The following is a 16764-nucleotide window of genomic DNA, read 5'->3' as shown; positions in this document are numbered from 1 at the left end:
CGATTTTCCGGAGATGCTCAATGCGTAAACCGCTGATTGCCGCCACCCTCGGCCTGATGCTGCTGGCCGACGTGGTCCAGGCACAAACCCTGGTGGCCACCAGCAATATCATCGTGCGTGCCTTTGGCCGCTCGATCGACTTCACCTCCGACACCACCACCTCGATCCGCGACTCCAAGGTCGTGCGCGAGGCCCGTGACGATGCCGCCAGCTTCGTCGCCAGCCGTGGCGATATCCGTGGCGCGCAACTGGAAGCTGCCTTCGATACCCTGCGCCAGCGCGTCCCCGAAGCACGCGACGCCAGCGACCAGGTGCTGGCCGAAGCCATCCTGTCGCTGTGAAACCCCTTGCCTGGCTGTTGGGCAGCGTACTGACGCTGCTCGGCGCCCCTGCGCTGGCCGACCTGCAACTGCACCTGCAGGCAGACGGCCTCGACCCGCAACAGCAGCGGGCCAGCCAGGCATTGCTCGACGAAGCCCTGCAGGCCCTGCCGCCACGCTTGAAGGCTGAGCTGGACCGCCGCGTCGACGTCTCCTGGACCACCCGCATGCCCGAAGACGCCTATGGCCAGGCGTCGCTGGTATCGAGCCTGGAGCTCAACCGGCGCCTGCTGCCGGGCCTCACCGATGGCAGCGCTGCCACCGCGCAGACCGGCCGGCCGCATGGCACGGTGCGCCAGGAGCTGCTGGCCACCGTTCTCCACGAGCTCACCCACCTGTATGACCGCGCCCGCCTGTGGCCAGCGCCCGAGCGCCGGCTGATCAGCCGCTGCGTGCGCCAGAACACCAGCCTGGGCAAAGTGGGGCTGCCCGATGAATGCCGCGGCCAGACCGAACGCCGCTTCACCCTCAGCGACGACCCGCGCCTGCTCGACCTCGCCGGCTGGCCGCAATACGTGGGCCGGCGTGGCGAGCGCGAACAGCACAACCGCCAGATCGCACGCACCCCGGACAGCTACGAGCTGAGCAGCCCCAAGGAATTCATCGCGGTCAACATGGAGTACTTCCTCCTCGACCCGAGCTACGCCTGTCGCCGCCCGGCCCTCTACAAGTACCTGCGCGAGCATTTCGACTGGGCGCCTGCCGCTGCCGAGTGTGCGCCTGGGCTGCCGTTCCTCAACGCCGGCAACGACTTCGACAAGCAGCCGCTGGGCCAGGTCGACCCCGAACGCGTGTACGCCGTGGACTTCCTGCTGGCCGAAGCCAACCAGAACTGGGTCAGCCGCTGGGGCCACAGCATGCTGCGCCTGGTGATCTGCGCGCCGGGGCGCCCACGCGGTCCGGACTGCCGCCTGGACCTGGACCAGCACCTGGTGCTCTCGTACCGCGCCTTCGTCAACGACGTGCAGCTATCGAGCTGGGACGGCCTGACCGGCGCCTATCCCTCGCGTCTGTTCGTGCTGCCACTGGCACAGGTGATCGACGAGTACACCAAGACCGAACTGCGCAGCCTGGCTTCGATCCCGCTCAAGCTCGACCGGGACGAAATCGAAGACCTGGTGCGCCAGGCCGCCGAGATGCACTGGAACTACGACGGCCACTATTACTTCCTGTCCAACAACTGCGCGGTCGAAACCCTCAAGCTGCTGCGCAGCGGCACCGGCAACCCGCGCCTGGCCGGGCTCGACAGCATCATGCCCAATGGCCTGCTCGAGGTGCTGCAGGGTCGTGGCCTGGCCGACATGAGCGTGCTCGACGACCCGCGCGAAGCCTTGCGCCTGGGCTACCGCTTCGACTCCTACCGCGACCGCTACCAGGCCATGTTCCAGGTGCTCAAGCAGCACCTGCCGGTGCCGCAGGCCAGCGTGGAGGCCTGGCTCGAACAGCCACCCGCCCAGCGCCAGCAATGGTTCGCCCAGGCCGACCTGCGCACCAGCGCGGCCTTGTTGCTGCTGGAACAGGCCGGCCTGCGCCGCCAGCTGCTGCTGGCCCAGGACGAGGTCAAGCAGCGCTACCTCAGCGGTCGCGAGCTCAACGACACCAACGTGGCCCAGGCCAACAGCACCCTGCAGCAGATCCTCGCCAACAGCGGCTTTCTCAGCAAACCGGCCGAACTGCTGAGCGGCAGCGGCTACGGGCTGCCCCAGGCCAGCGAACGCCAGCAGCTGGAGCAGGCCAGCAGCCAGCGCCAGCAGCAACTGCAGCGCCTGACCGGCGACCTGGACAAGGAAGTACGCGCCTTGCTCGGCCCCGAGCGCGCCGCCGAAATCGCCGCCGTCGAAGCCAACCTCAAGCAGCTCGGCGAACACCTGCGCGCATTGCACAAGGCCGCTGGCGGGCTGCAATTGCCCTGAGTCGGTAGTTGACTTTGTAACTGCCTGTGCCACTATTTCGCCGCTTGAAAAATGGCATTTGGCTGCCATTGCGCCCCGCCGAAAGGCGCCGGGACATTTCGCAGAACCTCTTTCTTTCGACGTGACGGCCTGACCTCAAGCAGGCACTGCCGCGCACGGACGACCGTTGGCATGGTGGGATTATATGGACGTAGTCGGAGACGACCGCGAGTACGAGTGGTCGCTGGATGGGCAACGCTGGTTGCAGGATGCCCATGGCAGGTTCTCCCTGACCCACGTCGCCGGCAAGGCGCTGGAAGACGCGCAGCCCGACCTGGACTTTCTCGTCGGTGCGCAGCAGGCGCCCGGTGCGCAGGGCTGGCTGCCGGCCAGCTTCCGCCATTGCCCGCAGACCGGTACAGCCCTCACGCCCGTGCGCTTCGACCGCCAGCAACGCTGGTTGCCGCCCTATGGCAACGGTAGCGGACGCCGGGTGGTGGAGGGCAGTTGCCGGCTCGACGGTGCCGAGCACACCCTCGCCGCGTTGTACCGCAAGCTGGACGGCGCCACCCCGCGCAGCCTGAACACCGCGCACAAGTACGACCAGCTGCCACGCAAGAACGGCTTGAATTTTCTCGTCGCCAACCTGGGCGGTCATCGCGAGGCGCTGTTTGCGCTGGCCCGCGACGGCAGCCTGTTCCGCTGGCAGCGCCAGGCCCAGGAGTGGGCGGCGCTGTTGCCGCACAGCACCCCGATCGGCCGTTGCAGCCTGCCCAGCTGGGCGTGGGGCGTGGGCCTGCGCGAGGTGGGCGAACAGCAACGCCTGCTGCTGGCCTGTGACGAGGGTGCCACCGAGGTGCGCGTCGACCCGCTCGATGGCCGCTACCATGTCGACCGCTGCCCGGGCCGTGCCATCGCCGCCCCCGGCGATCTCGACGACCAGGTACTGATCCCGCAGCAGATGCCCGACGGCAGCTTCAGCCTGGTGGCACGCCACAATGAACAGTGGACCCTGCACCCCATCGCCCACGCCAACCCGGCGCACCTGCAGGGCCTGTCCGCGCCACTGCGCGACCCGGCCTCGCGGCGCCTGCTGTGGATCGGCGCCCACGGCTACCTCAGCGTCAAGCTCGGCGCCCAGCTGGACGCCCAGTGGCTGAGCTGGCCCGCCGGTGCCCAGGCCCGCCCCGAATACGGCCCGCCGTTCGTCAACGGCTACGGCATCTGGCAGCAACTGTTCGAGGGCAGCGAGCAGTACTGCCTGCGCCTGGACTCGGACGAACGCAAGGAAGTCAAAGGCTCGCGCCTGAGCACCGGCCACCTGAACTACATGTTCAACGTGCGCCTGGATGCGCCCTGGGGCGAGCACGACGTCGACAACACCCCCACCCGGCGCGAAGTGGTCTACCCCTTCATCGAGTTCATCGACAGCCAGTACCTGCTGTCGGTGCGCGTCGAGTGGCCGTCGAGCCTGCAACAGTTCTTCGGCAACGACCAGGCCATCGACAGCCAGTTCTGCCTGGAACGCGTGGGCCAGCCGCCCTTGAGCATCACCCTCAAAGTGGCCCAACCCTGGAACGCCCAGTGGTTCTTCCACGACAACGCCCTGTGGCTGTACATCGATTCGACTGGAGCGCTCTACCGATGGAACGCATGAACCGCCTGCTGCGCCGTGGCCTGCTGCTGGCCCTGAGCCTGGTGTGCCTGAGCGCCCAGGCGCAACCGCTGCGCCAGGTGTTTCTGGTACAGAACTCCGGCTGGATGGAGCCGTTCTACCTCGACCCGGCTTCGGGCTTCAAACCGCTGATCACGCAACTGGCCGCCACCGCCGCCGGCAACGGCGAAGTGGTGATCGGCGCCTTCAACCAGGCCGACAGCAGCCACCCCTCGCCGCAATGGACCTACCGCGGCCCCGGCACCCACGCCAAGCTCGGCGACAGCGTCAATGCCCTGGCCCTGGCACGCAAGGCCAGTGGCGCCTATGCCGACACCGACTTCAAGGAAGCCCTGCTGGCCGCGATCAAGACCGGCCTGGAAGGGCGCGAAGGCATCATCTGGATCGTCACCAACAACAAGAACAGCCCCAACAACAGCAGCGAGACCCAGCTCAAGAACCGCGAGTTCTACGACCTGCTGCACAAGGAAGACGTGATCAGCCGCATCGCCGCCTTCCCGCAGAAGATGCCGGTCAAGAGCAGCAACTTCGAAGCCAACGGCCTGATGATCTACGCCCTGGCCTACGGCGCCAATGCCGGTGCCGCGCTGGAACAGGTGCTGGCCCAGCCGGCCCTGGCCAAACTGCTGAACGACGCGCGTGTACGCCTCAAGCCGCTGACCCAGGCCGCCGTGCGCTTCATCCCGACCGGCGTCAAGGACACCCCCGACGTCAGTGCAGAGCTGGCCCCCGACCAGCAGACCGTGGTGCTCAACATCAACGTCGACGGCTCGCCCAAGACCGCGGTGTTGCTGGGCCGCTTCGAGAACCAGTTCAACCCCTACCAGATCCACTCGGCCAAGGTCGCGATGAGCCTGGACATGCCCGGCGAAGCCCTGCAGTCAGCGATCTCGATGGACCGCATCGAGAACCTCGAACCCGGCGCCCGCTCCGACGAGCTGTCGATCAGCCTGCAACTGCCGCCGCTGCCGTCGCAGTGGTCCAGCGAAGTGCTGCTGTCCAGCGGCTACCAGCGTGCCGGGGCCATCGAAGTGCGCCTGAGCGAGCAGCAACTGCAGATTTCCCAGCAGTTCATCGAGCGCATGAACGAGCTGTTCCCCAACGATGCACTGCCCGATGTGTTCCTGCCGTCCAGCGAAGCCAGCGCTTCGGCCACCCGCCTGCCGATCGTGCTGCAGATCAGCTACCCGCTGGGCCCGGTGCTGTTGCTGCTGGCCCTGCTGGTGCTGGCGTTGATCGGCCTGTTGCTGGCCAAGGCCCTGATCGGCGGCAAGAAGCCGGTCACGGTGATGGTCGAAGGCATCGCCCAGCAATACCCGCTCAAGCCGTTCAGCAGCGCCAGCGTCTATGACGCCCGGCAGAACAAGGTCGCGACCGTAAAGCGCGGCCTGTTCGGCGCCACCCTCGAAAAACTCGCCGCCGACGTCGCCGTGCGCCTCAAATAACCCAGGACCCCGATCATGACCCAGACCAGCTCCCTGCCAGCCCCCGTAGAAAACGACGCCGCACCGGCCACCACCACCTCCACCCTGAGCGTTCCGGCGCCGCTGATGGACCTGGGCCCGAAAAAGGTCGACAGCCGTGACGCCCTGATCGGCGTGGCCGTGCTGGTGGTACTGGCGCTGATCTTCTTCGTGATCAAGAACGCCTACGCCAACTGGCGCGTGCGCGAGCGCGTGGCCCCCAGCCGCGCCAACGCCTCGGGCTGGTTCCTGTTCCTGGGCCTGCTGCTGGTGTCGGCCATGGCCGTGCTGGCGGTGATCAACTCCGGTCAGTTCCTCACCCCGCTGTACCTTGCACCACTGGCTGGCGTGGCCGGCATTTCGCTGGTGGCCTGGCTGATGACCTTCTCGGCCAAGCGCTGAGCCCGGCCTGCACTGCCCGCGTCAGGCCTGGCCTGACGCTTCAATTTGATCCACGGATTTAGCCCGCCGACCCGATTCGGCCAGCCCAGCCAGGGCTCATGGAGTTTCAGATGAACGAGAATGCACAACCTTCCGGCCCGGCAGCGCTGAACATGGTCAGCGAGAAGATCCACCCGACGCTGTTCATCGCCCTGGGCGGTACCGGCATGAAGGTCAACATTCGCCTGCGCCGGCGCATTCTCAATGCCATCTGGGGCGGCAACAACCAGGTGCAGCAGATTGCCGACTTCCCCCTGGTGCAGTTCATCAACTTCGACCTGGATGCTGGCGAAGTCACCCAGGACGGCAAGTCGATCAAGACCGACGTGCTGGCCGAGCAAGTGGCCTTCACCTCCGAAGAGAAGATCATCGAGCCGCTCAACCTGAGCAAGTACACCCACTCGATGGACGAGCTCAACCGCCACCGTGAAGTGGCCGAATGGTTCCCGCTGACCCCGGACAAGATCCGCGCCCTGGGCATCGACCCCTCCAAGGGCGCCGGGCAGATCCGTGCGCTGTCGCGCCTGTACTTCTACGACAAGTACCCGGTGATCCGCGACAAGCTGCGCGACAAGGTCGGGCGCCTGCTGGCCAACATCGGCGGCAACGCCGACAAGCTCAAGAAGCTCGGCCTGGAAATCGACCCCGGCAAGATCCGCATCGTCATCAGCGGCTCGGCGGCCGGCGGCACCGGGTCCGGTTCGTTCCTGGACATGGGCTACCTGGCAAAGGCGATCCTCAAGGAACACAACATCGCCGGCAAGGTCGACCTGTTCTTCGTGTTGCCCGGCGGCTTCCATGCCTACAACACCGAGCGCGTGCAGGCCAACGGCTACGCGGCGCTGATGGAGCTGGAAACCAGCATGCGCGGCAACCGTCTGGTCAAGCACTGGGACGCCACCGACAACCTGTTCATCGACAACCGCCCGTACGATGACGTCTACATCATCGACAACAGCAACGTCGCCCAGGCCAAGACCAGCGACCAGGAAGACGTCTACGAGATGCTCTCGGACGTGCTGTTCACCGACTTCACCTCGCAGGACTTCGCCAACAAGAAGCGCTCGATCGCGGTCAACCAGAACCAGCACAAGATCCGCTCCTACACTGTGCGCCTGCCCCAGGACTACGGCGACGACACCGAGCTGCGCTTCCCGTGCTCGTACTCCTCGCTCGGCCAGGCCGTGCTCGACACCCAGATCGATGCGCGCCAGAACGTGCGCCTGAGCCGTCAGGTACAGCAGATGCTCAAGGCGTTCTTCGGCATCGCCAACGCCTCGGCCAACGACAACCGTCCTACCGACCGCGAGCGTGACGACTTCCTGCGCGAGCAGCTGAACGTCACCCCGCGTACCTTCACCGAACTGCCGGACTTCCTGTCCAAGGTCGAGCTGACCCTGGCCACCGGCGAGTTCACCCACTACCAGATCGCCGACGACCTGCTGCTGGTGGAAGGCGACAACAGCATCACCGCCCAGATCGAGCAGAAGGTCGAAGCGTTGTTCGAACGCCTGCACAGCGGCGGCGCCGACAAGGACCAGTGGCTGACCCACGTGCGCGAGATCCAGCAGCAGCTGGAACGCGACACCAAGGGCAGCAACATCGACAGTGCCGAGCGCAACCACGAAGTGCGCATCAAGGAAAACCGCCAGCGCCGCCTGGCCGAGCTGGTGCGCGAAGACGCCCTGCCGGAAAAACTCTTCCGTCGCCTGGACGACGATGAGCGCGGTGGCCTGGACTACACCCTGGCCCTGGTCGAGATGCTCAAGGACCGCCTGGAAAACGAAGGCAGCGGCATCATCCCGGCGCTGGAAAAGAACGCCGCACGCTTCAAGGAACTGGCCGAGAAGCTGGAGTCCTCGGAGCTGGCCCGCGAATTCGAGCGCCTCAAGGAAACCACCGGCGGCGGCCTGATGGCCCGCCTCAGCGGCAAGGACAAGCAGGCCGAGACCGTGCTCACCCAGGTCAAGGACACCCTGCGCGACAGCCTGTTGTTCTACGTGCGCCATGTGGCCGCGCGCGAGGCGGCCCAGTTGCTGCGCGAGCTGTCCGACTGGCTGGGCCGCAAGGAGTCGGTGGACCAGAGCGGTCGCGCGGTGTGGAACGGCTTCGTCGGTCGCCTGCAGGACGGGCGCAACGCAGTCGACCAGCTGCTGCGCCGGATCGAGACCGACATCAGCAAGATCGACGCCAGCATCAAGGAAAAACACGCCACGCTGATCCCCCTGGCGCTGGTGCAGAACAACGAAGAGCAACCGGTGGACGGCGCCCAGGTACGCGAGTGGGCCAAGGACGCATTCAAGGACTTCGGCGGTTCCAAGACCCTGTTCGGCAAGCTGCAGGACGAGGAGGGCCAGGAAGAGCTGCTGTCCAAGCTGCGCGCCAAGGCCGTACAGCAACTGCCGCGCCAGACCCAGGGCACCGACCCGCTGCTCAGTGCGCTGGCCGCGCTGACCCCGGACGAGCAGCGCGAGAAGTTCCGCCAGTTGCTGCAACGTGCCATGCCGTGGACCCCGCTCAACCTCACCGGCGGCTTCGGCATCGGCAAGGACCGCTACACCTGCCTGGTCGGCGTGCAGGACGCCAATGAGTTCAAGCGCACCTATGGCGCCATGCTCGGCCAGTGCCTGCCACAGGGCACCGGCATGACCGCCGGGCAGATCCAGTTCGTCGAGTCGGGCACCCCGGGCAAGCTGATCTGCTTTACCGAGCTCAGCGGCTTCCCTCTGCCGGCGCTGACCCCGCTGCCGACCTACCTGGCCAGCTACCGCAAGGAAAGCACCACCATCCCGCTGCACAGCCACAAGCGCATCAGCCAGTTCGTGCAGCCGATCCAGTTCACCCAGGAGCAGTACCGCCAGTTCGCCGAGGACTTCAAGCTGTACCTGCACGCGGTCGTGATGGGGGTACTGCGCCGCAACCCGTCGGAACGCTACGAACTGATGATCGACCAGGACTACTTCAGCGTCGGTGACGAGTTCGCGATCCGCCAGAACGGCCTGAACCAGCTGCAGCGCAAGGACATCGAAGACCAGCTGCGCCAACGCTACGAGCAACTGCGCAGCCCGCAGCAACTGGCAGCCATGGTCGCGCTGTTCGAAGACCTGCGCCGCGGCGCCTACAAGCCGCAGATGCGCCAGGACGAAATCGGCGTGTCGTCGCTGTACCAGACCTTCCCGTACAAGATCGCCGAGCTGCTGAAAAACGAGTACGACAACCGCCTCAAGCGCCAGGCCCCGGACAACGCCGAGCGCCTTGTCGAGCAGGCGCGCGCGTTGCTGCAGCAGTTCACCGAGCCGGTCAGCGGCTCGCGCGCCGATGTGTACCGCGACGAAGTGCACGACGAGCACAGCGAGAAGCGCACCCTGCTCAAGGACTTCTTCACCAGCGGCTGGCTCGACAGCCTGTTCCAGCCGGCCGCCAGCACAGCGCCAGTTGCCGCCCCCATGCCGGGCATGGCGCCACCGCCGCCACCAGGCGCAGCCGGCATGGTGCCACCGCCGGTGGCCGCACCGCAGTACAGCTACCACCTGAGCGTGGCCGGCACCAACTATGGCCCGTACACCACCAGCCAGCTGCAGCAGTACGTGCAGACCGGCCAGGTGACCCGCGACAGCCTGTTGTGGCGCGAAGGCATGGCCGCCTGGCTGGGCGCCGGGCAGATCGCCGAGCTGGCCCACCTGTTCGCCCCGACGCCCGCCGCAGCGCCGCCTGTCGGTACCCCACCGCCCGTTGCGCCGATGGCGCCACCGCCTGTGAACTGAGGAAGGCCCCATGTCCGCATCCGCGAAAAATCCGGCCTTCCCGCTCAACTGCGCCAGCAGCGCGTGCAACCAGCCCCTGAGCGGCCCGGTGGCGTTCTGTCCGTACTGCGGCGCCAGCAGCCAGGTTGTGGCCGCTGCACCCGCCGCGCCGGCGCCGGTGGTCGTGGTGAGCGCGGCCCCGATCGCCATGCCCGCAGCGGCGCCCGCGCCGGTGATCGAATCGGTGCACACGCTGGCCCCGGCAGGCATCGTGAGCACACCGGTGGTGACGCCGCCGCCCGTACCGCCGATAGTGCAAGGGGCGCCGGTGGCCAAGTCGCGCAACCTCGGGCGCAAGCTTGCCCTGGCCGCCGGTGTGGTTGTGGCGGTACTCGGCTACGGTGCCTACCAGGCCAGCCAGCGCCAGTCGCTGCAGCAGTTCGAAGCCGAACTGGCCGCCGGCCAGGCGTGCCTGCGCAGCAGCCAGTTCGACTGTGCGCTGGAAAAAGCCGAAAGCGCGCTGCGCATCGAGAGCAAGGACCCGCGCGCCATCAGCCTGCTGCAACGCGCCCAGGCCGGGCTCGAGGGCCAGCAGCGCGACCAGCAGGCCAAGGCCCAGGCGGCCGCCGCTGCGGCCAGTGCGGCAGCCGCTCGTCAGGCTGCTGCCGAACGGGCGCAACGCGAGCAGCAGGCCCGTGAGCTGGCCACCAAGGAGCAGCAGCTACGCGACGAGCAAACCCAGCTCGCCAAGCGCCAGCAACAGCTGGAACAACAGGCTCGCGTCGTGCAGCCGGCGCAGCAGCGTCCGCTCACCACCCCGCGCCCGCCCGTACAACGACCTGCCAGCGCAGCCAATGCCGGGCTGGTGGGCCAGCAACTGAGCCAGGCACGCAGCGCCCTGGCCCGTCGTGACGGTGCCACCGCCCGTTCGCTGGCCAACAGCGTGCTCAGCCAGGACCCTGGCAACCGCCAGGCGCAGATCATCCTGCGCCAGGCCGAGCAGCTGCGCGCTCAGTCGTTCAACACGCCAAAGGGCCTGGGCGGGGTGATCATCGAGTAGCCCGCGCTATAGCGTCTCGCCGGGCTCGCCCGGCAGCTGCTCGTCCAGGTGCACCCAGGGCAGCCGGCTGTCGGTCCAGATATGCCGGCGAGGCTGCACCTGCTCCGGTGCGTCCAGGGTGGTGATGGTGATATCGATGCTTTCGGGGCTCAGGTCGGTGGTCAGCGCCATGTGCGCGCCACAGCGGCTGCAGAAGTAGCGCACGCAGCTGGCCGACGAGTCGTAGCGCTGCGGCGTGCCCAGCAGCCACTGGAAGTCCTCGCAGCGCACCGTCGCCCAGGTCACCAGCAACCCGCCGGTCACGCGCCGGCACACCGAACAATGGCAGTGCGCGACATCCTCCAGCGCACCCGCCACCCGATACCGCACGGCGCCGCAATGGCAGCCGCCTTCATGCACTTCGCCCATCCTCGTCGCTCCTGCAGACCCGCACTGGTTGATGAAACCTTCTGTCGCCTTTGTGCCGCCGAAAGCTGGCTGAAAGCTTGGGCACTTAGCATCGCCTCACCTCCGGCAAAAGACCGGTCAGCCAGGGCTCTGACTTTACTGCAGTGCCCGGCCCAATCAACAACAACAATGGTGATACTGATGTCCTTCCACGCCCGCGTTCTGCCTGCCCTCCCGCCGTCACTCCCAGCACCGCGCACCTTGCGCTGATCCGTTCGTCCCTTTCTCGACGCGCCTCGCCTGGAGTAACTGCCCCATGCTGACCTTCCTCGGCTTCGCCATGGTCATCACCTTCATGTACCTGATCATGACCAAGCGCCTGTCGGCCTTGATCGCGCTGATTCTGGTACCGATCATTTTCGCCCTGTTCGGCGGCTTCTCGGGCGAGATCGGCCCGATGATGCTGCAGGGCATCAGCAAGCTGGCACCCACCGGCGTGATGCTGATGTTCGCCATTCTGTACTTCGCCCTGATGATCGACTCCGGGCTGTTCGACCCGGCCGTGCGCAAGATCCTCAAGCTGGTCAAGGGAGACCCGCTGAAAGTCTCGGTGGGCACCGCCGCGCTGGCCCTGGTGGTATCGCTGGACGGTGACGGCGCCACCACCTACATGATCTGCGTGGCCGCCATGCTGCCGCTGTACAGCCGCCTGGGCATGAGCCCGCGGATCATGGCCGGCCTGATCATCCTGGCCGGCGGGGTGATGAACATGACCCCCTGGGGCGGCCCCACCGCCCGCGCCGCCAGCGCGCTGCACGTCGACCCGTCGGACATCTTCGTGCCGATGATCCCGGCCATGGCCTTCGGCGTGTTCGCCATCCTGGCCATCGCCTATATGTACGGCAAGCGCGAACGTGCCCGCCTGGGCGAACTGCACCTGCCGGGCGATGAAATCGACCACAGTGAAATCAGCGTATCGCAATATCCCGACGCGCGCCGGCCCAAACTGCTGTGGTTCAACGGCGCATTGACCCTGGCCCTGATGGTCGCGCTGATCGCCGGCCTGCTGCCGCTGCCGGTGCTGTTCATGATCGCCTTCAGCATCGCCATGGTGGTCAACTACCCGTGCCTGCAACAGCAGAAGGACCGCGTCGCGGCCCACGCCGGCAGCGTGCTGGCGGTGGTGGGGCTGATCTTCGCGGCGGGCATCTTCACCGGCATCCTGTCCGGCACCGGCATGGTCGAAGCCATGTCCAAGAGCCTGCTGGCGGTGATCCCCGAAGCGATGGGCCCGTACCTGGCGGTGATCACCGCGATCGTGAGCATGCCGTTCACCTTTTTCATGTCCAACGACGCCTTCTACTACGGCGTGCTGCCGGTGCTGGCCGAAGCTGCCAGCCACTACGGCATCAGCCCGGTGGAGATGGCCCGTGCCTCGATCGTCGGGCAACCGGTCCACCTGCTCAGCCCGCTGGTACCCTCGACCTACTTGCTGGTAGCCCTGGCCGGTATAGAATTCGGCGATCACCAGCGCTTCACCCTCAAATGGGCGGTGCTGGTGTGCCTGTGCATCATGTTCGCGGCGCTGCTGATGGGAATTTTCCCGCTGTTCAGCAGCCTATAATTCATCCGTTTCATCCCAACGCTTGCGCGTCGACCCCTGCGGCGCGCAACGCCCCACACGCTCGAAGGAACACACATGGAATGGCTGACCAACCCGGAAATCTGGGTTGCCTTTTTTACCCTGACGGCTCTCGAGATCGTCCTGGGCATCGACAACATCATCATGATCTCGATCCTGGTCAGCCGCATGCCCAAGCACATGCAGCAGCGCACCCGGATCTTCGGCCTGGCGCTGGCGATGGTCACGCGCATCCTGCTGCTGCTGTCGATCGCCTGGGTCATGCGCCTGACCGCCGACCTGTTCCATGTGTTCGGCCAGGGCATTTCCGGGCGTGACCTGATCCTGTTCTTCGGTGGCCTGTTCCTGTTGTGGAAGAGCTCCCAGGAGATCTACCACGGCCTCGAAGGCGAGGACGAAACCCACGACGAGCCGTCTTCCGGCAAGGCCGGTGGCAAGTTCCTGTACACCATCATCCAGATCGCGATCATCGACATCGTGTTCTCGCTGGACTCGGTGATCACCGCAGTGGGCATGGTGTCCCACGTGCCGGTGATGGTGGCGGCGATCATCGTCGCGGTGCTGGTGATGATGCTGTGCGCCAGGACCATCAGCGAGTTCATCGACAAGCACCCGTCGCTGAAGATGCTCGCGCTGTCGTTCCTGATCGTGGTCGGCACCGTGCTGATTGCAGAAGCCTTCGACGTGCACGTACCCAAGGGCTACGTCTACTTCGCCATGGCCTTCTCGCTGGCGGTGGAGGCGATCAACATCAAGATGCGCACCGCGGCGGCGAAAAAGAAACAGCAGAGCGACCCGGTGAAACTTCGCAAGGACATTCCGGGTCAGTAACACTGGCTGCGTTGAACAACAGGCCCCGAATGGGGCCTTTTGTCTTTTGGGAGGGCAACGCGCCAGCGAAGTTGCCCGAACCGGCGCGCGAGGTTTCAAAGCCTGTGCATGCATGCCATGCTGGCGCCACGGCCCTTGGCCGACTACAGCTTAAGTGAGCACTGGAAAAAACCGCCGGTCACCAGGCCAGGCTCACCGCGTCATCCACTTGCCCCACTGGGGCGCCTTAACAGGGGGCCGTAAGTATGCTGACCCTGCTCAACCTGCTCTCGGCCGTGGCCCTGCTGATCTGGGGCACACATATCGTACGTACCGGCATCCTGCGGGTGTACGGTTCCAACCTGCGCCGATTGCTGAGCCAGAACATGGCCAAGCGGCCCCTGGCGTTCATCGCCGGCATCCTGGTCACGGCCATGGTGCAGAGCAGCAACGCCACCGCGATGCTGGTGACCTCGTTCGTCGGCCAGGGCCTGATGACCCTCACCCCGGCCCTGGCCATCATGCTCGGCGCCGACGTGGGGACCGCGCTGATGGCGCGGGTGCTGACCCTGGACCTGTCGTGGCTGTCGCCGCTGCTGATCTTCCTCGGGGTGATCTTCTTCCTCTCGCGCAAGCAGACCCGCGCCGGGCAACTGGGGCGCGTAGGCATCGGCCTGGGCCTGATCATCCTGGCCCTGCAACTGATCGTGGAGGCCGCTGCACCGATTACCCAGGCCCAGGGCGTCAAGGTGCTGTTTGCCTCGCTGACCGGCGACATCCTGCTCGACGCCCTGGTGGGCGCGCTGTTCGCCCTGATCTCGTATTCCAGCCTGGCCGCGGTGCTGCTCACCGCCACCCTGGCCGGCGCCGAAATGATCAGCCTGCCGGTGGCCATTGGCCTGGTGATCGGCGCCAACATCGGCAGCGGCCTGCTGGCGTTCCTGAGCACCAGCATGCAGAACGCCGCCGGGCGCCAGGTGGCGCTGGGCAGCCTGCTGTACAAGCTGATCGGCCTGCTGGTGGTCATCCCGGTGCTCGACCCGCTGGTGCACTGGATGGACAGCCTGACCTTCAGCCCGCAAGAGCTGGTGATCGGCTTCCACCTCATCTACAACACCCTGCGCTGCCTGGCCCTGCTGCCCACCGCGACGCCAATGGGGCGCCTGTGCCGCTGGCTGCTGCCCGAGCGCGAGGAAACCAACGGCCACGCCAAGCCCCGCCACCTGGACCCTGCCGCGCTGGACACCCCGAGCCTGGCACTGGCCAACGCGGTGCGCGAGACCCTGCGCCTGGGCGACCTGGTCGACAGCATGCTCGATGCCATGCTCAACGTGCTGCGCGGCAGCCAGACCGCCCTGACCCAGCAGGTGCGCACCCTCAGCGACGACGTCGAGGGCCTGTACAACGCCATCAAGCTGTACCTGGCGCAGATGCCCCGCGAAGACCTCGGCGAGCACGACAGCCAGCGCTGGGCCGAGATCATCGAGCTGGCGATCAACCTCAAGCTGGCCAGCGACCTGATCGAGCGCATGCTGCGCAAGGTGCAGCAGCAGAAGACGTCGCAGCGCCGCGAGTTCTCCCAGGTGGGCCTGGAGGAGCTGACCGTGCTGCAGACCCAGCTGCTGTCCAACCTGCGCCTGGGCCTGTCGGTGTTCCTCAGTGGCGACCCGCACAGCGCACGCCAGCTGCTGCGCGAGAAGCGTCGCTTCCGCGCCCAGGAGCGGCGCCTGGCCCATGCCCACGTCAGCCGCCTGCAGCGCAAGGTGGTGCAGAGCATCGAGACCAGCTCGCTGCACCTGGAACTGATCGCCGACATGAAACGTCTCAACTCGCTGTTCTGCAGCAGTGCCTATGCGGTACTGGGCGGCAGCGATACCGGCGCCCTGATGATCGACAGCGTACCGGACGATGCCCATTCGCCTTGACCCGGCGCTGCCCCGAACCCGTGCAAGGAAGCCTGTGATGCGTTGCCTGATGTTCATCTGCCTGTTGCTGAGCGCCCCTTCAAGCTTTGCCCTCGACCGCACCCAGGTCGAGGGCTACCTGTTGCCCAACGGCCTGCAGGTGCTGCTCAAGCCCGGCTACGAGCGCGACCATGTGTCGATCCGACTGGTGGTGGGCATTGGCTTCGACGACTTCCCGTGCGCGCGCCAGGAACTGCCGCACCTGCTCGAACACCTGTTGTTCAGCGGTATCGACGACACGGGCGAAGGCGGGCTGGAAGAACGCATGCAGGCCCTGGGCGGTGAATGGAACGCCTACACCAGCAGCGCCGACACCACCTTCGTCATCGAGGCCCCGGCGCGCAACCAGCGCAAGGTGCTCGACCTGCTGCTGGCCGTGCTCCAGGACACACGTATCGATGCCAACGCCTTGCAGGTGTCGAAGAGCATCGTCGAGCGTGAAGACGGCGGGCACTACACCCACCTGCAGCGCTGGCTGGACCGCCAGGACCTCGGCCACCGCGCCAGCGACCAGCTGGCGGTGGAGCTGGGGCTCAAGTGTGCCGAGCGCTCCTCGGTGCAGGACATGACCCTGGAAGAAGTGAATGAACTGCGCCAGCACTGGTACGCCCCCAACAACATGAGCCTGATCGTGGTCGGCGGCCTGGACCGCGTGCTGCCCGCCTACCTGGAGCGCACCTGGGGCCAGCTGGAGCCGGTGGAACCGGGCGAGCGCCGGGTACTCGATGGCGTGACCCACAAGGCCCAGGCACGCCGCGAGCTGATCCGCGGCTGGCTGGGCGACAGTGCGCGGTTGCACTGGATGTTCCTGGAGCCGGTGCTGGATGAAAACCACGACGCCACCTACGACCTGCTGCAGCGCTACCTGGACTGGGCGCTGTATCGCGAATTGCGCCTGCAGCACAGCCTGTCGTACGGGCCGTCGGCGCAGCGCGAGCGTTTTGGCGACACCGGCCTGTTGAGCCTGAATGCCGACCTGGACAGCGATCAGGTCGAGGCGGCCGAGCAGATCCTGGGGCAGATGATCGAGCGCCTGCGCAAGGACGGCCTGGACCGCGCCACGTTCGAGCGCATCAAGGCCGCGGCAATCGCCCGCGAAGCGTGGACCAGCCAGGGCAACAGCGCGCTGGCCGACTACTACTGGGGAGCGTTGAACGACTATGCCGACGGTCGGGTCGGCGAGGCGAAGACCCGGTTGCGCGAGGTCAGCCTGGAGGATGCGGATGCGGCGCTGCAGGCGCTGTTCGCCGAGCCTGGGTATGTGCGGGTAGAGAAGCCGTTGCTGGGGTATGACCAGCTGGTGGGGC

12 protein-coding genes are annotated in these 16764 nt (G+C 66.4%); 11 read left to right on the top strand and 1 reads right to left on the bottom strand.

Annotated features, from left to right (window positions below):
- Positions 1-20 precede the first annotated feature (20 nt).
- The 7 genes from JZZ72_RS24855 (at position 21) to JZZ72_RS24825 (ending at position 10654) form a co-directional block, all read left to right on the top strand.
- A complete protein-coding gene (locus JZZ72_RS24855; protein WP_043862327.1) occupies positions 21-341 on the top strand; it encodes a DUF2388 domain-containing protein in 321 nt (106 codons plus the stop codon).
- Complete coding sequence (locus JZZ72_RS24850; RefSeq protein ID WP_078481905.1) at positions 338-2293, top strand: DUF7844 domain-containing protein; 1956 nt, start codon at positions 338-340, stop codon at positions 2291-2293. The genes JZZ72_RS24855 and JZZ72_RS24850 overlap by 4 nt, the downstream gene beginning before the upstream one ends.
- Before the next feature lie 184 nt (positions 2294-2477).
- Complete coding sequence (locus JZZ72_RS24845; RefSeq protein WP_078481906.1) at positions 2478-3929, top strand: hypothetical protein; 1452 nt, start codon at positions 2478-2480, stop codon at positions 3927-3929.
- Complete coding sequence (locus tag JZZ72_RS24840) at positions 3917-5392, top strand: hypothetical protein (protein WP_043862324.1); 1476 nt, start codon at positions 3917-3919, stop codon at positions 5390-5392. Before JZZ72_RS24845 ends, JZZ72_RS24840 begins: the two co-directional genes overlap by 13 nt.
- A gap of 15 nt (positions 5393-5407) precedes the next feature.
- Positions 5408-5812, top strand: a complete 405-nt coding sequence (locus JZZ72_RS24835) for a hypothetical protein (RefSeq protein WP_054916013.1) — start codon at positions 5408-5410, stop codon at positions 5810-5812.
- Positions 5813-5922: 110 nt separating this feature from the next.
- The gene (locus JZZ72_RS24830) at positions 5923-9615 is read left to right on the top strand and encodes a tubulin-like doman-containing protein (RefSeq protein ID WP_210015320.1); all 3693 of its coding nucleotides are present in this window, start codon (positions 5923-5925) and stop codon (positions 9613-9615) included.
- Positions 9616-9625: 10 nt separating this feature from the next.
- The gene (locus JZZ72_RS24825; RefSeq protein WP_210015319.1) at positions 9626-10654 is read left to right on the top strand and encodes a hypothetical protein; all 1029 of its coding nucleotides are present in this window, start codon (positions 9626-9628) and stop codon (positions 10652-10654) included.
- 6 nt (positions 10655-10660) lie between these two features.
- Here the strand turns inward: JZZ72_RS24825 and JZZ72_RS24820 are convergent, their stop codons facing one another.
- Positions 10661-11062 carry a GFA family protein gene (locus tag JZZ72_RS24820; protein WP_043862321.1) on the bottom strand — a complete coding sequence of 134 codons (402 nt, stop codon included), beginning with the start codon at positions 11060-11062 and terminating at the stop codon, positions 10661-10663.
- A 295-nt stretch (positions 11063-11357) separates the two neighbouring features.
- On the opposite strand from JZZ72_RS24820, the gene JZZ72_RS24815 reads away from it, so the two are divergent.
- The 4 genes from JZZ72_RS24815 to JZZ72_RS24800 all read left to right on the top strand — a co-directional run.
- Positions 11358-12665 (top strand): CitMHS family transporter, encoded by a 1308-nt coding sequence (locus tag JZZ72_RS24815; protein ID WP_043862320.1) that lies wholly within the window; start codon positions 11358-11360, stop codon positions 12663-12665.
- Positions 12666-12740: 75 nt separating this feature from the next.
- Entirely contained in the window at positions 12741-13514 is a 774-nt protein-coding gene (locus JZZ72_RS24810) for a TerC family protein (protein ID WP_043862319.1), read from the top strand.
- Between the two features lie 245 nt (positions 13515-13759).
- The gene (locus tag JZZ72_RS24805) at positions 13760-15418 is read left to right on the top strand and encodes a Na/Pi cotransporter family protein (RefSeq protein ID WP_043862318.1); all 1659 of its coding nucleotides are present in this window, start codon (positions 13760-13762) and stop codon (positions 15416-15418) included.
- 37 nt (positions 15419-15455) lie between these two features.
- Positions 15456-16764 (top strand): M16 family metallopeptidase (locus JZZ72_RS24800; RefSeq protein ID WP_210015318.1); only part of this gene is annotated, 1309 nt, incomplete at its 3' end.

It is taken from the genome of Pseudomonas palmensis (assembly GCF_017848315.1).
GTDB lineage: Bacteria > Pseudomonadota > Gammaproteobacteria > Pseudomonadales > Pseudomonadaceae > Aquipseudomonas > Aquipseudomonas palmensis.
The sequence above is the reverse complement of the archived record's forward strand: the minus strand, read 5'-3'. Positions and strand labels throughout refer to the sequence as shown.